Below are 17,354 nucleotides of genomic sequence, written 5' to 3' on the forward strand. Positions count from 1 at the left end.
TTCACGAGGTGCTCCGTTTTTTATTGTTGCGTATCCGCATTCGTCAGATAGCCGTTAATAGCGACCGTACTTCCTATTAGTCATAAAATCATTTCTTTTTCAGCTCATGTCATCGGGCAGCGTGTCACCTACCTACGGCTTAGTCGGTATAAACTGTTAGTTCGTATAGACAGTTTGTTCGTATAAACCGTTAGCTCGTATAAACAGTCAGTCCGTATAAACCGGAAGTGGCGCATTGCCTTTCACTTGCCTAATCGCAAGATGGGTATGTATGTCTTTTACGTTGGAGAGTCGCTGTAGCTTTCTGGTAAATGCTTCGTAAGCCATCAAGTTAGGGCTGACAACTTCTAACAAGTAATCATAAGCCCCAGATACAACGTGGCAGCTGATGACCTCTTCCATCTCGACAACCGCACTTTCAAATTTATCAATCGACACTTCTTGGTGGTTGTTCAAGCTCACCTCAACAAACACGCTCATTGCGATGCCGACCTGTTCCCGTGACAGGCTCACACGGTAGCCATCAATAATCCCTTTTTCTTCCAGTCTTTTGATGCGCCTCGCGCACGGTGAAGCCGATAAGCCAACTTCATCAGCTAACTCTGCGGTGGTTAGCCTCCCGTCTTTCTGAAGCAACTCAAGAAGATGTCTATCAATCCTATCCATAGCAAATACCAATTATTGGTTAAATTTGTTAACAATTGGCAATATATTAGCAGAAATCATCAACTACAACTCAAGTTAGAACAAAACTTGCCAACCTATGGCACACCAAGTACCCCATAATTAATCATCATTCACTTTCCTTGTTTATTATGAAGCTTGGCTATTTATCTATTACTGTCACTCTGCTCATCTGGGCGAGCTTTTTCCTTTCTCTTAAAGGCGGCGCAAATTCAGATTTAACACCTGCAGACATCGCACTGACTCGATTCCTCATACCAGCATTGGCGTTATTACCTTTGGTGTGGAAAGCACGTAGCACGATCGCTGCTGTCCCGAATCGATACTTGGCCGGTATGTTTGTGGGGTGCGGTTTACCTTATTTACTCGTTGCAGGAACAGCCATGCAGTTCGTTCCGGTATCACACGGGAGTGCTTTAGTTCCGGGAACGCTTCCTCTATTCGTAACAGGGATCGCGGTACTCTTTTTTAAGCAGCCGCTTAGCCGACACCGTGTCGTTGGTTTAGGTCTGGTTTCGCTTGGGATATTGTTGTTTCTGGGAAGTAGCTTAAGTAGCTTCAACTTTGAATATACCAAAGGTCACGTGTTGTTTTTGTTTGGCAGCTTGATGTGGGCGACGTTTACCATTTCAGCACGTGTTGCCAATCTTAATGCGCTCGTCAGTGCGGGGGTTATTTCATTCTGTTCCACCTTGCTGTTGCTGATCCTTATCTTTACAGGAACCCTCCCTAGTCATTTAATGGAAACACCAATTGCTCAATGGCCAATTGCAGAGCTTGCCGTGCATTCTGCGGTGCAAGGCGTAGGTGCAGGCTTAATAGCAGCATTCACTTATCTATATGCTGTTAATACACTAGGAGCAGAACGCTCAGCCGCTTTTGGCAGTGCAACACCTGCCGTTGCAACCTTGTTGGCGATCCCACTGTTCAACGAAATTCCGGATACGATGACTTGGTTAGCGCTTGGTTCGATTTGCATCGGCAGCCTGGTCGCGAGCAACATTTTCATGAGGCATGACAAGTCTATGCAGTATCACCCCCCAAGCCATAGCAAAACCTGATACTGCGTTCAAACCTACCAGTCTAAGCCGTGATTTTAAGGCTTGTAGTACACAGATAAGCCTACAAATGTAGGCTTATCCAAAATCTACTTTTTCTAAGTCCGCTTCTCCATTAAACTGTCCGACCTTTTTGCTCATCTAAGAGAACACCATGCAACGCGATTACACTTTAACTTGCTTAAACAACATGCCTCGTGAAGAACTAGAAGAATTTAGTTTAAGAATGATTCATCGCCTTGTCCCTGAAGATGCAATGACGGAACTGTTTACGTTCGAACAGGAAGAAGTGACCAATGACGAGCGTATGCAATCAGCAAAATTTGATGCTATGTTGCGAATGACAGCAATCGCGCTAAGTGAAGTGAACCTTGCGTTTAGTGAGTCGGATAACTCACAACAAAACATCGAGCGCATGACTCGCCTATTACTTTGGCACTTCTATGCAATGTCGTTCAACCTTGAACAAGCGATCAGCCTTGAAACTCACTGTGACAAAGTCGAGAAGATTTTGTTGAAAGCACCGACAGAAGCATTTGGTTGGGTAAAAGAGCTCACAGAGTTGCTGCATTTCTATGCTGAACTAAATGAAGGCAACGAAGCCAAAAAAGACGCATAAAGCCCCTTCAACTTAAAAACTTCTCAACTTAAAAGCTGCTCAACGAGTTGTTCGTTACTCAAAGAACAACTCGCCTATCCCCTAGAACGGCGGCAAGTAGAACGATATCGAAAGAAATTAGAACTAAATCGAAGACAGACAGGGCTAAACCGAAGGCAAATAGAAACTTTGTTGAAATGAGTTTTCTGCTTTTGTTGTTTCTAAAACACTATGATGCAACATCAGTATCGACTGAGCGATTTTGGTGCCAATACCTAACGAACCATTAGGGGCCTCTCGTTCAACTTCATTATGGATAATGACCTTCACCCGTTTTGAATCCGATTCTAAACCTACATCTAACGACACCATTGTTCCACTCGGGCTATGCCTCAACGCATTATCTAGCAGATTCAAGATCAGCCTCTCAAGTAAATCACTGTCACCCACAGCCTTGATTCCAATAGGTATATTGACGTTCAACTCAACATTCTTGTGGCGATACTGGCTTTGTATCGTTTCTAAGCATTCGTTCATCAGCACATTAAAATCGATTGAAGCGTATTGATACGTAGGCACAGGATTATCATTCTTGGCGCTATCGAGTAATGAATGGAGCTGTTCAGACAACTTGTTGCCATTACGGTAAGCGACGTCAATCAACGGGTCTGACTTCGGATTTTGAATCTTCCACGTTTCTAGGTAGCCAAGAACACTCGATAATGGCGTTTTCAAATCATGACTGAGCTGTAATAAGCTTTGTCTTCGGTGTGATGACTGATACTCAAGCTGCAAAAACTGTTGTTGGATGTGTTTCGCCATCAATTGATAAGAACGTGCAATGGGCACCAATTCTGGCACTTGATGAACAAAGTTAGGTTCCAATCTAAAATCTTGCTCAGCTTGTTGCTGCAATTTATTGGTTACCGCCTCTATTGGGTTCAACAGACTGCGTTTCACTAGCAGATAAGCTCCTATCGCAAAGCCAAAAATAGAAACCAGCACAAGCCCTGCAAGTGCGATGTATGGTGTATCAACCTGAGAGTTGGTGATCACAGTATGGCGATTACTTCCTATCACCACATACAAATAACCCACCGTCGACCCTAGCTCTTCAATCGCCGCCACAGAAAATACTTTAGGAGAGCCTGGGTTGATCGGGTCTTCTCCCAAAATAGGATAAGGCTCGTCATTTAAGAACTGTTGAATGGGTGCTAGATCTATCTGATTCGCTAACACAGTGCCTTCCGGTGCAGCATTGGTGGTGATATTGCCCTGACTATCCAGAAAATAAATATCAAAATCAGGCCCTATCAGCATCAAGGTATGGAATATAGATTTGAGTGCTTTGGGATTGTAGTCGGTACCAATCATGAGAGGATTATCATCGCGCATATGAGCCGCGAGCTCTTTATGTAAGCTCTGCTTGGTTCTGTGTTCTATGGTCTCTTTTTGCCAGTGATAAGTGTAAGCAATCACCACACTTACCAACAAAAACCACAAACTTGTGAACAGCACTAAACGCGATTTGAAACTCATGTTCTCTCCTCGGTGGCTCGTAGGTCTTATTGGCTTTTTAGTAAACTTAGGGCGCGACACATAGACCTAAGCTTTTGACTCAAACTTATAGCCAACACCCCAAACGGTTTTAATGAAATCATCATCACTATTGGGCATCGCAAGCTTGGTTCTTAGACGGTTGACCGTGCTACACACAGTATGGTGATAGCCAGAGTGATGAGTATTCCAAACGTGATCGAGCAGCTCGTCTTTGCTATACACACGCCCCGGGCGGGTTGCTAAGAAGTGAAGTAAGGTAAACTCGGTAGCAGTCAGCGGTACGTCTTGATTATTGAGTGACACCTGATGGCGTTCAGGTTGAATAATGAGCCCGCCAAAATTCATAATTGATCCTGCTGTCACAACCTCTTGAGTGGCTGATTCAACATGGCTTAAACGGCGAAGCACGTTCCTCACTCTTGCTTGAAATTCAAGAACGCTGAAAGGTTTCGTTATGTAGTCATCAACACCGGCTTCTAGACCTGACACCTTATCTAGCTCGGCATCCCTTGCTGTTAACATTAGCACTGGTGTCCAATCTTCCTGTCGACGTAACATTCGACAAAAATCGAGTCCATCTCCGTCAGGCAAGCCTCGATCCAGTACGATCAAATCGAAATGCCCATCTTTATAGAGCGCCTGAGCCTTTTCAATCACATTAGTTCTTATTACGTCATGGCCTTGGAACCTAAGATGCATTTGCACCAGTTCAGCTAGGTCGTCATCATCTTCAACCAACAATATGTTTGCCATCAAATTTACCGCAGCACTATTCATGATCCCTGCTCTATTCGGAGTCTACCCTCCTTTCAATTGACCGGAACAGAGCAGGAATTCTTTCATCGTGCTTTCAACCCTATTACTCAGTTCGAGTAATCGTGATTCTTGCTCCTGGGTTGAGGAAACGATGGTTAGCACTTAAAGCAGACGTCGTAAGGCCGTCATCTTGGCTGATTACGCCTGAGTGGAAACTCACTACATCGGTGTCGTCTCGTGTGGTATTAAAACCCTCACCACCGCCTGCAGGCCCTGGAATGGTTGCAGCAAGCTCGTCGTTCAATTCCGTTCCTGAGTCCCACACATTCATGTTCATCACAAAGGTATCACCCACGGCTAATGACTTAAGCGACAAACCGGATTCACCAACAAACGCATCATTGGTGTTCACCAACATGGAAGCAACTGAGATATACCCTTCTTGATTTGGGTCAACACGAATAGACACCGTGTCTTGCTCACCTGAAAGAATCAGCCCATTGCCTGAGATGCCTTGATAAACATTGGCGTCACTGTCACTGATCGCAAGCAATTGTGCATTACTGCCTCCTTCCGCTAAGTATTCCAGATCGATAGAGGCACTTTGCCCAACTTCAAATAGGTCAAAATTCGTATTGTGAGTCAACACTGCGAGTGGTGACATTGGTTGATTGGGGGTGAGGTTAGTAACACTCACATCATAGCGATAGTAATCGTCGTCATCGTCCGGGCAACCTGCTAACACAGCTACTGATGCAGCGATAAATAGAATTCTAGCTTTCATACATCCCCCTTACTTCACAACAATGGTGATAGTAGCCACAGGGTTTAACCAACGATGACTGCTACTATCGAGGTCGCTGATTCCGCCCGCCGCGTTACTATCACCAATGTTGCCCGGATGAATATGAACCTTAGCGTTTGAGACTGCAGTTTCAACTCCCGTACCACCAGCACCAAAGGTAATAAATGGCGGGTTTGGCATGCTGCCCGCTAGCTCATCATTGGCTTCTGTGCCTGCGTCATAGCCATTGAGGGTCGCTTTATAGGTGCCCGCTTGAGTTGGGATTTTCCAACTGTCTAAGCCAACAAAGCCGTCGTTGGTTGGCAGCAGCATGGCACCCAATGACAAGTAAGCTAAATCACCGGTGTCGATATCAAACGTAGTTGCGACGCCCGGATTAAGAATACCGGTAGCTGGGTTTTCAACCACCACACCACCCGCGTTTGCAATCAAACTCGATAGACCTGAAATATCGCCACCTTCGGCCATCGATTCCAATTCCGCAGAAGCACTCTCACCCGTTCTAAACATGAACAAGCTGGAGTCATGAGCGGCTGCCAAGATAGGCGTAAAGTAGATCCCTTTCGTTGCATTAGTGACAGTGATTTCAAGCTCAGCAGCCTGAACTTGAGCCGCTCCGAAGGCCAGCGTAGCCGAGCTGATCACTAAGCTGATTTGAGTTCGTTTATTCATTTTGATTCCATCCTTTATCGAGTCCTATCGTTGCCAACAAAACGAATAACAGCGATATACCGTTACCTTTGCCAGAACGAACTGTGGTGTTGTTGACTCTAAGAATGGCGATCAAATCTATCAGCAACTTCATTGAATTCTCATAAAACTCTCACAAGTTTATTCAAACTTCTTACTATCCAGAAAGACAGACCTAAGAAACTGATATGTGGTTAGAAACTCTCGTTCTAGAAATGAGAGTTACACAAGGAATCACGGTTCAAAAATAGCGCAGACCAAACGCAAAAAGGCCCAATCGATATAACGACTGGGCCTTTCACTGATGTATAAAACTTCTCTCAGGAAAGCTCTATTCGCTTCCAACTGAGCTAGCCGAACAACACCAATTTAGAATGCGTAGTTTGCGTCAACAAGTTCGCTTACTTCAACTTTGCTTACTTCTGCGCGAGCTTCAAGCCACTGCGCTACTTGCAGTTGCTCTGCTTCTGTCACTGAGCGGTAGCGCTCAATAGAACATAAGAAACCTTCGAACAGCTCTAAACCACCGCCACCAAAGCACAGGCCGATACTGTCGATAAAATCGATAAATTCATCGATGAACACATCGTATTGGTCAAAATCAGCAATCGAAGTCGTGCAGCTTACTTCAAAACCTAGAATAGCGAATTCACCTAGGTATAACTTCTTGCGTAGGCGACGATTTTTGTTTTCGATTTTATCTAATTTCATAACTGTCTCTCTTTTCGTTTGATAAAGCATTTATACACAGTTCTTCGTTAATTCCCAAGAGTTTTGTATTGCACGAGAGGCTTAACGGGAAAAATCGTGCTGCAGAAACAAAACCTTAATCAAAACTATAAAAATCTGTCACTTAACTGCTTCACGATTGTTCACACATTGAACCAACTATTAACTCATTAGAAATAGCTTGGTTACACGTGAATAACGAATAATAAAGTCAGCCAACAGGAAGCAGTCCCGATGAGCAAGGAAACATTTGATAGCACTCGCTTTAACAAGAGTACCAACAAGCCCTTCGAAGAAGTTCTAGATGCGAACCTTTCAAGAAGAAACGTTCTGAAAGGCGGTCTTGGCATCAGTGCAATGACCGCCTTTGGCGCATTTGGTTTAGCGGGTCATAGCACGGCTAACGCTACGACAATGCAAGCAACGGGCGCGCACAAAAGCACCGCAACACTTGCCTTCGAATCGGTTAAAGGCTCTTTGACAGACAGTGTCGTTGTACCAAAAGGCTATACAGCACAAGTATTGGTTCCTTGGGGTACCCCACTGAATAAGCAAGGCAAGGCTTGGTTAAAAGATGGAACCAACAACGCACAAGATCAAGCGAACTCACTGGGCATGCACCACGACGGCATGCACTTCTTCCCGCTTGATGGCAACAGTAACGACGGCTTGTTGGTGATCAACCACGAATACATCGACCAAAAAGCACTGCACGCTAATGGTCCAACATACGATGAAGGCAACCGCCCTAGCCTTGATGAAGTACGCAAAGAGATCAACGCACACGGCGTGAGTGTTGTTCGCGTTAAGCTTGAAGGTAATCAATGGATAATGGTGGATAACGATCCACTTAACCGCCGCTACACGGGCGCGACCGTAATGGATCTTTCTGGCCCTGTTGCTCACAGTGAGTTTACCAAAACGAAATTCTCACAAGACGGCAGCCAAGCGCGCGGCACATTAAATAACTGCGGTAATGGTTACACGCCATGGGGTACTTACCTAACGTGTGAAGAGAACTGGCCGGGTTATTTTGTTAATAAAAGCGCAACGACGCCAGCGCAAGAGCGTATTGGTATCGCTACCGACAAAACACGTTACGGTTGGGACACGCTTTCAGGTAACAAACAAGAACGCTTAGACGAGTTTGCACGCTTTGACGTAACACCAACAGGTGACTCAGCAATGGACGATTACCGTAACGAAGCAAACGGCCACGGCTACATCGTTGAAATCGACCCATACACAGCGAACTCTCGCGCTAAGAAGCGTTCAGCATTGGGTTGTTTCCGTCATGAAGGTTGTACGTTTGGCAAACTTACTGAAGGTGAGCCTATCGTGTTCTATTCTGGCCACGACTCTCGTTTTGAATACCTGTACAAATTCGTTTCTGAAGAGAAATGGGACCCGCGTGACGCTGAGCCAAGTAACCGTCTAAGTGCGGGTGACAAGTACATGGACAAAGGCACACTGTATGTGGCTAAGTTCAACGATGATGGTTCAGGCACTTGGCTACCGCTAACTCTGAGTAGCAAGACCACGAATGGCGGCAAACTTGGTGATTCATTTGATTCTCAAGCAGCGCTTATCATCAATACAGCAGGCGCAGCCGACCTTGTAGGCGCAACGCCAATGGATCGCCCTGAATGGTGCTCTGTTGACCCAATGACGGGGACGGCTTACCTTACGCTGACTAATAACAACAAGCGTAAAGAAGCGAACTCTGCGAACCCTCGCGTAGACAACAAGTTCGGTCATGTAATTCGTTGGGATGAAGGCAAAACAGCAGGCGTGTTCGATTGGGATATCTTTGTCTTCGGTTCTCCAGCAGTGGAAGACAAATCTATTAACCGCTCAGGTCTAACTGACATGAACCAATTCGCGAGCCCTGACGGCTTAGCGTTTGATGCTCGTGGCATCTTGTGGATTCAGACTGATAACGGGGCAGATGAAGTTACAGGCTACACCAACGATCAAATGCTGGCAGTGGTTCCATCTCAGTTAACGGATGACAACGGCAACAGCGCGGTGATTGATGCAAACAACCAAGCACAGCTTAAACGCTTCTTTGTGGGTCCAAACGGTTGTGAAGTAACAGGCTTTACCATCAGCCCAGACTTCAAATCACTATTTGTAAACATTCAACACCCTGCTAACTGGCCATCTTCAGAAGATGCAACGGCACAAACTCAAGGCAATGTTCGCCCAAGAGCATCTACCGTTGTGATTCGTCGTGAAGACGGCGGTGAAATCGCGGTTTAAAAAGCAAATCTAGCTAAGATCAGCAACCTTACTGTTACCTAGTTTCTGTTCGCTAGCTAAGTAAAATCAAAAAAGAGCGATAAGGCCAAATGCCTTATTGCTCTTTTTTAAATTCTATACGATCTTTGATTCAACTAGTGATCTGCGGCTTTGTGAACTGCTCTTCACCCCAAACCAAATCACGCACCGTCATCCTCGAGAAGGAGGAACGACTGAGCGGGGATCTCTAACCGTGATCGCTAGCTCACGAACAACCAAACACCAACGCCCATCATCAACGTACCTGCAATACGGTTCATTAACTTAACGTTATCGGCTTTGCCCAGCATATGCTTTAAGCTCTTTCCGCCTGTCGCGTATAAGGTCATGCAAACAAACTCAGAAACCAGAATAATCGACACTAAAATCAACAACTGCGGCGCTAAGTCTTTATTGCTGTTAATAAAAGGAGGCAGTAACGAAATCATGAATGCCCAACCTTTAGGATTCGCGATTGCCGTTACAAAGCCTTGTACCACCAAATCCCAATCATTACTGACTTTTGTTGTTTGGTTGTCAGTACTGATCGCCAACTTGCCTCTTGAGCGCCACATCTGAACGCCTAAATAGAACAAATAAGCTGCACCAACAAACTTGAAGCCCGTAAATAGCCACGGGTAGTTCAACATAATAGATGCAATACCCAATACCGCAGCAATAGAAACCACCGCAACACCAGCCAATTCACCGATCATCATCCATAATGTACGCTTGTATCCAACACTCATTCCTAGCGTCAAAGCCAAGGTCATACACATACCGGGCGTGATTGACACAAAGAAAAATGTGGGAATAAAAGCCCAAAGTAGTGCGCTATCCATATTATTACCTTATCGACTTATTTTTATTTAATGGTTCTTATTTTTATTTGATGCTTCTTATTATTACGCGGGCTCAAAATGAAGCGAGGTTGAGACGAAGTAGTGATGACAATAAACAATATTGCGATCAATAAAAACAAAAAGAGCCACATAACAGTGGCTCTTTTTAGTCACCAACCGTAATTACTTACGACGGTTTTTAATTCGCTTCATCATAGTCAAACGACGTTCAGCGCTTGCTTGATCTTGAGGCTCTTCGTTCGCGTTGTTCTTACGACCTTGGCGGTTTTTGTAAGCCGATTTAGTGTTCAGCTTCTCGATGTAAGCATCACGTTTCTTCGGTTCATAACCCGGTTGTTCAACACGGCGAATACGTTGTTGAATCAGTTTTTCGACTTGAACAACAGTCAGCTCTTCTTCGCGGTTAACAAAAGAGATTGCATGACCTTGTTTACCAGCACGACCTGTACGACCAATACGGTGAACGTAATCTTCCGCTAGGAAAGGCATATCATAGTTAATTACGTGTGGTAAGTCTTCGATATCAAGACCACGAGCCGCAACGTCGGTTGCAACCATTACGCGCGCTCTGCCTTCTTTGAAGTCATCCAAAGCACGACGACGAGCGCTTTGCGCTTTATCACCGTGACAAAGTACCGCTTTAATGCCGTCTAGCTTGAGCTCTTTAACTACATCGTTTGCTGTTTCTTTGTAGTTCACGAAAACAAGCACTTGGCGCCAGTTTTTACGACCGATCAGCTCAGAAAGTAGCTCTGTTTTACGCTCTTGATCAACTGGATACACCACGTGACCAACCGTAGCAGCCGTTGAGTTTTCACGCTCAACACTGATACGTTTTGGTTTACGCAGAATATCAACAGACAGTTGGTTTAACTGAGTAGAAGTCGTTGCCGAGAACATCATGATTTGCGGCGATGTTTCTACATCCAACATGATCTTACGAACGGCATTGATGAAGCCCATATCAAGGATACGGTCAGCTTCATCAAATACTAGAAATTCTAGGTTTGCGATAGACACGTTACCCGCTTCTAAGTGCTCTTCTAAACGGCCAGGTGTTGCAACCAAAATATCCACACCCAGCTCTAGTTGACGAACTTGTGAAGACATCTTGTTACCACCGTAAACCGCAGAAACGCTTAGTTCCGTGTATTTAACGTAGTCTTTAATGTTTTGAGCGATCTGCGCAGCAAGCTCACGAGTTGGAGCAAGAATAAGGCCGCGAGCCGTTCCTCTAGACGCCTTTTTGCCGCTGTTCAAAAGGTGTTGGATAACAGGCAATGAAAATGCCGCTGTTTTACCCGTACCGGTTTGAGCAGTAGCAAAAATATCATGGCCTTTACGAGCCATTGGAATCGCTTTTTGTTGAATTGGAGTGAGTTTTTCATAACCACACTCAGTCAACGCTTTGACTAATTCAGGAGCAAAACCTTGAGAGGAAAATGACATTGTTACGGGTTCCTTAAGCAGACAGCCTACATTCTTATTTCAGCCGAGCACTATAAAGTAATTAGAGTGATTTATCTCACATTTATCGTGATATAACGCAAACTTTCTCATTTAATCTGGTGTTTATCCCGCCTTCAACGAGGTAAACACCAAGATCCTTGGTTCAAACAGCAAAAACAGGGCTATTTGATGCCACACAGCTTGAGTAGAATCTGCTCGAGATCGCTCCACGGCATGAGCTGCGAGTCAATCACTTCAAGACGAGACTCAAAGCCGTCCAGTGTAATTTCATTCACAGATACAACTTGATTCGCCACGTTGAACGCGTAGCAACCTTGGTCAGTATTTACCACGGCTTTCACGCGCTCAGCCGTTAGCTCCGACAACATTGAGAATAGCGCATCGAAGTCGAACTTATGCTCTGCGCCAAACAACCAACCACAACTAAAATAACCCTGCCCTTTATTCTCTTTACGGATAAACGCTTCACCGGGAGGCAGTTGGAATTGAGGCTCTTGTTCAGCGTGGTCATGATGATGCGCTTCAAGATGAGAGGAAGCACTGCCGTAAACCCTTTCAATGTCCAACACTTCCAATGGCACCTCACCATCGTGAATCAGCTTATGGAATACTTTTGCGGGTGTTTGATCCGTCACCCAATCATTGAACACATCGATGTCTTCAGAATGAACAAGGTCAACTTTAGTACCAAGAATCACATCTGCACTGTCCAGTTGGTCATTGAAATTCTGATTCGAGGTGTACTTTTCATTAGATAGATTTCGAGGGTCAACCAAACCAAGCGTCGCTTTTAAATCAACATAAGGTGTGTATTGCTCTGAAGTTAACGTCGCAATAACCTGCTTTGGATGACCAAGCCCAGTTGGCTCAATCAATAAACGGTCCGGTTTTTGGCGCAGTAAGGCATTAATACCTACCGACATAGGCACACCTGCAGTACAACACATGCAGCCACCCGGTACTTCTTTAATCAAAGCACCTTGGTCTGTCATTAATGCGCCATCAATGCCGATTTCGCCAAACTCATTAACCAGGACAGCCCAGTTTTCATTCTCAGGTTTATTTTTGAGCAGGTTCAAAATAGCTGTCGTTTTGCCAACACCCAAGAAACCCGTAATTATGTTTGTAGGAACTTTTTTGGTCATATCAGTTCTCCTTTTTTTAGGAGTATATACACAATCACGGAGAAATTGACCCCAATCGCTTGTTTATACGGAGAATGATTTAAGCCAGAAGTTGTATGAGTGTCACTAGAAAGGGGGGAACTATGAAAAAGGAATGCTCCAGACGAACTAAAGGCGTACTTACTCAGTACGCCTCACCCTCGTTACTCAATCGTGAGTTCGCGAATCAGGAAGCCTTAAATATCGACCTGAACATTTAACGAGGAACTAAAACTTTATTTCTAAATCCATCCAAATTGTGTGTAAAACCTCACTTCTCCTTGCGGTTCGTTATGTTGCTTTACGATTTAACTATGGTTCATTTTTGGGGATATTCAAGCCGCCACCGGAGAATCGATCAAAATTGTGACGGCGATTCAACTATTGCCTATAGATTCCATTTATGTAACACGTATATTCCATAAATGAAATTCAACTTTGCATCTTTGCTGCTATAGGATATGCAGAGGACGCGTATAATTTATTGCAGTCCCGCCTCAACCCATTCAGGAGCCTTATCTCAATGACCAGAAGAGAGAAAATTAAGCAGTCCCTACTCGCCAAAATGCCAAGGGATGCTATTAATCAATTTCTCTCAAGAGATAAAACACCCGCTTCCGTTCTCTTTCTTTCTTGTATTGTAGGTGTACTTGCTGGCGTGGTGGGTACCTATTTCGAAGTCGCGGTTCATTTCATCACAGAAACTCGTACCGATTGGCTTAAAGATGAAATCGGTAGCTATTTACCCCTTTGGCTGGCCGCTTTCCTTATTAGTGCTGCATTTGCCTTTATTGGTTACTTCCTCGTTCACCGCTTTGCTCCAGAGGCTGCAGGCTCAGGCATCCCCGAAATTGAAGGTGCTATGGACGGTATGCGCCCTGTTCGATGGTGGAGAGTATTGCCAGTAAAATTCTTTGGCGGTATGGGCGCATTAGGCTCTGGTATGGTTTTAGGTCGAGAAGGACCAACCGTTCAAATGGGCGGCAGTATTGGTCGCATGGTCACCGATATCTTTCGAGTTAAAGATGACGATACTCGCCACTCACTATTAGCTTCGGGCGCCGCTGGTGGTTTAGCCGCCGCATTCAATGCACCACTGGCTGGCATCATGTTTGTAGTCGAGGAGATGAGACCACAGTTTCGCTACTCACTCATATCAATTAAAGCCGTCATCATCTCCGCGGTTTCAGCCAACATCGTTTTTCGATCAATCAACGGACAATCTGCCGTTATCACTATGCCTCAATACCAACCGCCTGAACTGGATGCTCTGTGGTTATTCTTGTTGTTAGGCGTGTTGTTCGGCCTGTTTGGTGTGATTTTCAATAAGCTAATTACACTTTCGCAAGACCTGTTTGTGGCAATACACAAGAATGACCGTAAACGCTACTTAATGACAGGCTCCCTATTGGGCGGTTGCTTTGGCTTATTGCTGCTCTATATACCGGAGTTGACTGGCGGTGGTATTGGTATCATCCCGAATATCACGAATGGCAACTACAGCGCAAACGTGCTGCTGTTAATCTTCTTAGGGCGCGTGCTCACCACGCTACTTTGTTTCGGCTCTGGTGCACCGGGTGGTATCTTTGCACCAATGCTTGCTCTAGGAACACTCTTTGGATACGCATTTGGGCTTATCGCGGCGGCATTCTTCCCTGAACTGAACATAGAGCCGGGTATGTTTGCGATTGCCGGCATGGGCGCCTTATTTGCCGCCACTGTGCGAGCGCCTATCACTGGCATACTGTTGGTTATTGAAATGACCAATAACTACTACCTCATCTTACCGTTGATCATCACCTGCTTAGGCGCGGTAATCATTGCTCAGATGTTAGGTGGTCAGCCAATTTACAGCCAACTACTTAACCGCACGCTGAAAAACGAGAAACTAAGACAGCAAGATCTCCCTCAGCAAGAGGAAGTTCGTTAATTACATTGAAAACGTCAGTTCAAATGTGGGACTTAAACGTAACTCGTTAAGTTCCACTAATACAGTCAAATTCCACTAATACAATAAGCAAACCAAGCTCAATATTTATAGAACACTCAAGAAAATCAAAAACACTTTCATCGCGCTTTATATATCAATTTCGAATCAAAACCTTAAAAGCAAACGTTAAACTTGCTATTATCCACGAAATTATTTACATGCCTAACAACACCGATTGTGAGCATGACTGAACGTTTTGATTAGAGTATACGTTCTACATTTAACTGAGTGGAGCAAGTCGTTGAACTGGAGAAGATTAACCCAAGTAAAGAATGTTCCACCGTCTCAGGCGTCTTTAGCACTTGGCGTTATCGGGCTGGGGCAAGCTTGGGCATTATATCTGCCAGGGGTTGGTGAGATCATTCGCCCTTACCTTGCTGCGTTTGGCGCACTGTTATTGCTGCCAGTTTTACTTCGTTATCTCACAAGTTTTGATACTTTTATCAATGACATTCGCCATCCACTTAGCGGAAGCTTAATGGCGCCGATGAGCATGGCGTTATTGATTCTATGTGACTATCTGGCCGAGATATCTCCAATAATCGCCTATCCAGTCTGGTTCTGCGCGTTGTTGTTGCATTTTACCATGATGGTGTTGTTCTTTAGTTTCCAGATCCTCAATTTCAAAATGTCGAACATTGTGCCGAGTTGGTTCCTGTATCCCGTGGGGTTAATCAGCAGTTCCTTAGCAGGTACACAGTTTGGACACACCGTTTTTTCAGAGACACTGGCGGCCACTTGTATCGGTATCTATTTCCTCATGCTGCCAGTGGTGTTGTATCGCTTGGTGTTCGAGGGAAACCTGCCACGCCGAGCAAGACCAACACTCGCAATCATGGCGGCTCCGGTTAACTTATCTTTAGCCGCTTACTTGGTGAACTTCGACAACCCAGATCCGATTCTGACAGGAGCATTGGCTGGCATTGCTATCACCATGACTCTATTGATTTACTTATGTTACATCCGTCTAATGCTTCTGAAGTTCCAACCTTCGATTGCAGCCGTCACCTTCCCGTCCGTGATCAGCGCCATTGCTATGCACCGCTTAACCACATTTTTCGGTGCTGAATACCCACAATGGTATTGGCTGCATAAATTCGGCTTCTTTGAATTAACCATCGCGACCATCCTAGTGATTTGGGTGGCAGGCGGTTATGTGAAAATGTACTGGCCTGAGTTTTTTGATTCTGATTACATGTCCAAAAAGGTTAAGCGTTCTTAAAACGAACGCCAGAAGATCTTACCTTGATCACCCCTACTCCAATCTCCAATTGTCTCTCGCTGGACAAACCAAACGAAAAAAGGCCTCACACTGTGAGGCCTTTGAATAGGCAAGGAATTAATAGATCAGGCGACTACGATTAGAAATCGGCGTGAGGGCCAAAGACTTCGTAGTGTACGCGTGAGCGATCTACTTTAAGTGCGTCTAACTGCTCTACGATGTTTTTCATGAAACCAACAGGGCCACAGATATAGAAATCACTCTCTTCAAAGCCTTTAGTATCGGAGATAGACGCTAGATCCATTTGACCTTCATGTGTGTTCTCACACGCAGACTCGCCTTTGTTCATGTACCACGTTTTCGCTTCCCAACCTTTATCGGCAACAATATCTTTAACGCGAGTCGTGAAAGAGTGTTGACCTACGTTTTCACAAGCGTGAAGGTACAGTACAGGTTCGTTTTTCTGCTGGTTGTTTAAGAACTCAAGCATTGATTGCATTGGTGTTACACCCACACCTGCAGAGATAAGCGTTACTGGCTTGCTACGCTCTTGATACATGAAGTCACCCGCTGGGGCATATAGGCTAACTTCATCACCGACAGCAACAGTATCGTGCATGTGATTAGATACTACGCCTTGAGTTTCTTGACCTTGGCCTTCACGTTTCACAGAAATTCGGTACTGCTTGCCGTTTGGCTTGTCTGATAGTGAGTATTGACGGATCTCGCTGTACTGAGCACCTTCAGGTTTCACTTCGATACCAATATATTGTCCTGGCGTATAATCCAGAACGTCACCGCCATCTTTTGGTTGTAGGATGAAGCTTGTTACTAATGCTGATTCTTCAATTTTATCTGCAATTACGAATGCACGTGCAGCTTCCCAACCACCAACAGCTTGCTTGCGCTGTAGGTAAAGTTCAGCTTCACGGTCGATGAATACTTTCGCTAAGAATAGGTAAGCCGCAGTCCACGCTTCTTCTACTTCTGGGGTGAATGCATCAGCAGCTAATTCACGCAGTGTTTCAATTAGGTGAAGACCAACGATTTGGTAATGGTCTGGTTGAATATTAAAGCTTGTGTGTTTCTGTGCAATACGCTCAACCGCTGAGGTTAACGCTGCTAGATTTTCGATGTTCTTTGCATAAGCTGCGATAGCTTCAAACAGTGCGACACCTTGGCGACCTGTTCTTTGATGAGTCATATTGAAGATATCTTTCAATTCAGGGTTATGCGTGAACATGCGTTGATAGAAGTGTTGAGTTAAAGCAGGGCCTGCGCTTTCTAAAAGAGGAATCGTCGATTTGATGATGTTGATATGTAGATTGTTTAGCATTGATTTACTCCGAACACTTAGTCTTTTGACCTTTCATGTCAAATTGACTAATTTTATTTAAAGATGACTTTATATTAATTCTTTCTCAATGAGCTCTTTGGCTACTATTTTTATGAGAATTACGTGGACTGATAAATTCGCACTAATTGA

Annotated in this window: 16 protein-coding genes; 5 read left to right on the forward strand and 11 right to left on the reverse strand. The window is 44.8% G+C overall.

Features of this window, described 5'->3' with window-relative positions; all coding sequences use genetic code 11:
- Positions 1-207: 207 nt before the first annotated feature.
- On the reverse strand, positions 208-666 hold the full coding sequence (locus tag AB4232_RS19810) for an Lrp/AsnC family transcriptional regulator (protein ID WP_009845472.1): 459 nt from the start codon (positions 664-666) through the stop codon (positions 208-210).
- A 149-nt stretch (positions 667-815) separates the two neighbouring features.
- On the opposite strand from AB4232_RS19810, the gene AB4232_RS19815 reads away from it, so the two are divergent.
- Both AB4232_RS19815 and AB4232_RS19820 read left to right on the forward strand, forming a co-directional pair.
- Positions 816-1,745, forward strand: a complete 930-nt coding sequence (locus AB4232_RS19815; protein WP_372087828.1) for a DMT family transporter — start codon at positions 816-818, stop codon at positions 1,743-1,745.
- Positions 1,746-1,896: 151 nt separating this feature from the next.
- Positions 1,897-2,361 (forward strand): exoribonuclease R, encoded by a 465-nt coding sequence (locus AB4232_RS19820; RefSeq protein ID WP_372087829.1) that lies wholly within the window; start codon positions 1,897-1,899, stop codon positions 2,359-2,361.
- A 144-nt stretch (positions 2,362-2,505) separates the two neighbouring features.
- Here AB4232_RS19820 and AB4232_RS19825 read toward each other — a convergent pair whose 3' ends face one another.
- From AB4232_RS19825 to AB4232_RS19850, 6 genes are all read right to left on the reverse strand, one after another.
- On the reverse strand, positions 2,506-3,879 hold the full coding sequence (locus AB4232_RS19825; protein ID WP_372087830.1) for a histidine kinase dimerization/phospho-acceptor domain-containing protein: 1,374 nt from the start codon (positions 3,877-3,879) through the stop codon (positions 2,506-2,508).
- Positions 3,880-3,945: 66 nt separating this feature from the next.
- Positions 3,946-4,677 (reverse strand): winged helix-turn-helix domain-containing protein, encoded by a 732-nt coding sequence (locus AB4232_RS19830; RefSeq protein WP_372087831.1) that lies wholly within the window; start codon positions 4,675-4,677, stop codon positions 3,946-3,948.
- Positions 4,678-4,759: 82 nt separating this feature from the next.
- On the reverse strand, positions 4,760-5,440 hold the full coding sequence (locus tag AB4232_RS19835; RefSeq protein ID WP_372087832.1) for a spondin domain-containing protein: 681 nt from the start codon (positions 5,438-5,440) through the stop codon (positions 4,760-4,762).
- A 9-nt stretch (positions 5,441-5,449) separates the two neighbouring features.
- Complete coding sequence (locus AB4232_RS19840; protein ID WP_371707437.1) at positions 5,450-6,133, reverse strand: spondin domain-containing protein; 684 nt, start codon at positions 6,131-6,133, stop codon at positions 5,450-5,452.
- Positions 6,126-6,266 (reverse strand): hypothetical protein, encoded by a 141-nt coding sequence (locus AB4232_RS19845; protein ID WP_170213724.1) that lies wholly within the window; start codon positions 6,264-6,266, stop codon positions 6,126-6,128. Before AB4232_RS19845 ends, AB4232_RS19840 begins: the two co-directional genes overlap by 8 nt.
- 254 nt (positions 6,267-6,520) lie before the next feature.
- Entirely contained in the window at positions 6,521-6,862 is a 342-nt protein-coding gene (locus AB4232_RS19850; protein ID WP_004731398.1) for a YggL family protein, read from the reverse strand.
- Positions 6,863-7,114: 252 nt separating this feature from the next.
- On the opposite strand from AB4232_RS19850, the gene AB4232_RS19855 reads away from it, so the two are divergent.
- Positions 7,115-9,142, forward strand: a complete 2,028-nt coding sequence (locus tag AB4232_RS19855) for a PhoX family phosphatase (RefSeq protein WP_372087833.1) — start codon at positions 7,115-7,117, stop codon at positions 9,140-9,142.
- A 239-nt stretch (positions 9,143-9,381) separates the two neighbouring features.
- On the opposite strand, the gene AB4232_RS19860 is transcribed toward AB4232_RS19855, so the two are convergent.
- From AB4232_RS19860 to AB4232_RS19870, 3 genes are all read right to left on the reverse strand, one after another.
- Positions 9,382-10,002 (reverse strand): LysE family translocator, encoded by a 621-nt coding sequence (locus AB4232_RS19860; RefSeq protein ID WP_004731394.1) that lies wholly within the window; start codon positions 10,000-10,002, stop codon positions 9,382-9,384.
- A 183-nt stretch (positions 10,003-10,185) separates the two neighbouring features.
- Complete coding sequence (locus AB4232_RS19865; RefSeq protein ID WP_012600498.1) at positions 10,186-11,472, reverse strand: DEAD/DEAH box helicase; 1,287 nt, start codon at positions 11,470-11,472, stop codon at positions 10,186-10,188.
- A 182-nt stretch (positions 11,473-11,654) separates the two neighbouring features.
- Positions 11,655-12,638, reverse strand: a complete 984-nt coding sequence (locus AB4232_RS19870) for a GTP-binding protein (protein ID WP_371702204.1) — start codon at positions 12,636-12,638, stop codon at positions 11,655-11,657.
- A gap of 541 nt (positions 12,639-13,179) precedes the next feature.
- Between AB4232_RS19870 and clcA the strand changes: the two genes are divergently transcribed.
- Together clcA and AB4232_RS19880 are read left to right on the forward strand one after the other, a co-directional pair.
- Positions 13,180-14,586, forward strand: coding sequence for a H(+)/Cl(-) exchange transporter ClcA (gene clcA / locus AB4232_RS19875; protein WP_017078301.1), 1,407 nt, complete (start codon positions 13,180-13,182; stop codon positions 14,584-14,586).
- 301 nt (positions 14,587-14,887) lie between these two features.
- Positions 14,888-15,868, forward strand: coding sequence for a TDT family transporter (locus AB4232_RS19880; protein WP_372087834.1), 981 nt, complete (start codon positions 14,888-14,890; stop codon positions 15,866-15,868).
- 139 nt (positions 15,869-16,007) lie between these two features.
- Here the strand turns inward: AB4232_RS19880 and hmpA are convergent, their stop codons facing one another.
- Positions 16,008-17,204 carry an NO-inducible flavohemoprotein gene (hmpA, locus tag AB4232_RS19885; RefSeq protein ID WP_372087835.1) on the reverse strand — a complete coding sequence of 399 codons (1,197 nt, stop codon included), beginning with the start codon at positions 17,202-17,204 and terminating at the stop codon, positions 16,008-16,010.
- Between the last annotated feature and the right edge of the window lie 150 nt (positions 17,205-17,354).

Origin of the sequence: Vibrio sp. 10N.286.46.A8, from assembly GCF_041470165.1 — a bacterium.
GTDB classification, from domain to species: Bacteria; Pseudomonadota; Gammaproteobacteria; order Enterobacterales; family Vibrionaceae; genus Vibrio; species Vibrio tasmaniensis_A.

Bases quoted from the DNA above. Each gene is read 5' to 3' on its own strand.
- hmpA (WP_372087835.1), bottom strand. From the start codon at position 17,204: ATGCTAAACAATCTACATATCAACATCATCAAATCGACGATTCCTCTT.
- AB4232_RS19825 (WP_372087830.1), bottom strand. From the start codon at position 3,879: ATGAGTTTCAAATCGCGTTTAGTGCTGTTCACAAGTTTGTGGTTTTTG.
- AB4232_RS19810 (WP_009845472.1), bottom strand. From the start codon at position 666: ATGGATAGGATTGATAGACATCTTCTTGAGTTGCTTCAGAAAGACGGG.
- clcA (WP_017078301.1), top strand. From the start codon at position 13,180: ATGACCAGAAGAGAGAAAATTAAGCAGTCCCTACTCGCCAAAATGCCA.
- AB4232_RS19830 (WP_372087831.1), bottom strand. From the start codon at position 4,677: ATGAATAGTGCTGCGGTAAATTTGATGGCAAACATATTGTTGGTTGAA.
- AB4232_RS19845 (WP_170213724.1), bottom strand. From the start codon at position 6,266: ATGAAGTTGCTGATAGATTTGATCGCCATTCTTAGAGTCAACAACACC.
- AB4232_RS19860 (WP_004731394.1), bottom strand. From the start codon at position 10,002: ATGGATAGCGCACTACTTTGGGCTTTTATTCCCACATTTTTCTTTGTG.
- AB4232_RS19840 (WP_371707437.1), bottom strand. From the start codon at position 6,133: ATGAATAAACGAACTCAAATCAGCTTAGTGATCAGCTCGGCTACGCTG.
- AB4232_RS19850 (WP_004731398.1), bottom strand. From the start codon at position 6,862: ATGAAATTAGATAAAATCGAAAACAAAAATCGTCGCCTACGCAAGAAG.
- AB4232_RS19820 (WP_372087829.1), top strand. From the start codon at position 1,897: ATGCAACGCGATTACACTTTAACTTGCTTAAACAACATGCCTCGTGAA.
- AB4232_RS19870 (WP_371702204.1), bottom strand. From the start codon at position 12,638: ATGACCAAAAAAGTTCCTACAAACATAATTACGGGTTTCTTGGGTGTT.
- AB4232_RS19815 (WP_372087828.1), top strand. From the start codon at position 816: ATGAAGCTTGGCTATTTATCTATTACTGTCACTCTGCTCATCTGGGCG.
- AB4232_RS19855 (WP_372087833.1), top strand. From the start codon at position 7,115: ATGAGCAAGGAAACATTTGATAGCACTCGCTTTAACAAGAGTACCAAC.
- AB4232_RS19835 (WP_372087832.1), bottom strand. From the start codon at position 5,440: ATGAAAGCTAGAATTCTATTTATCGCTGCATCAGTAGCTGTGTTAGCA.
- AB4232_RS19865 (WP_012600498.1), bottom strand. From the start codon at position 11,472: ATGTCATTTTCCTCTCAAGGTTTTGCTCCTGAATTAGTCAAAGCGTTG.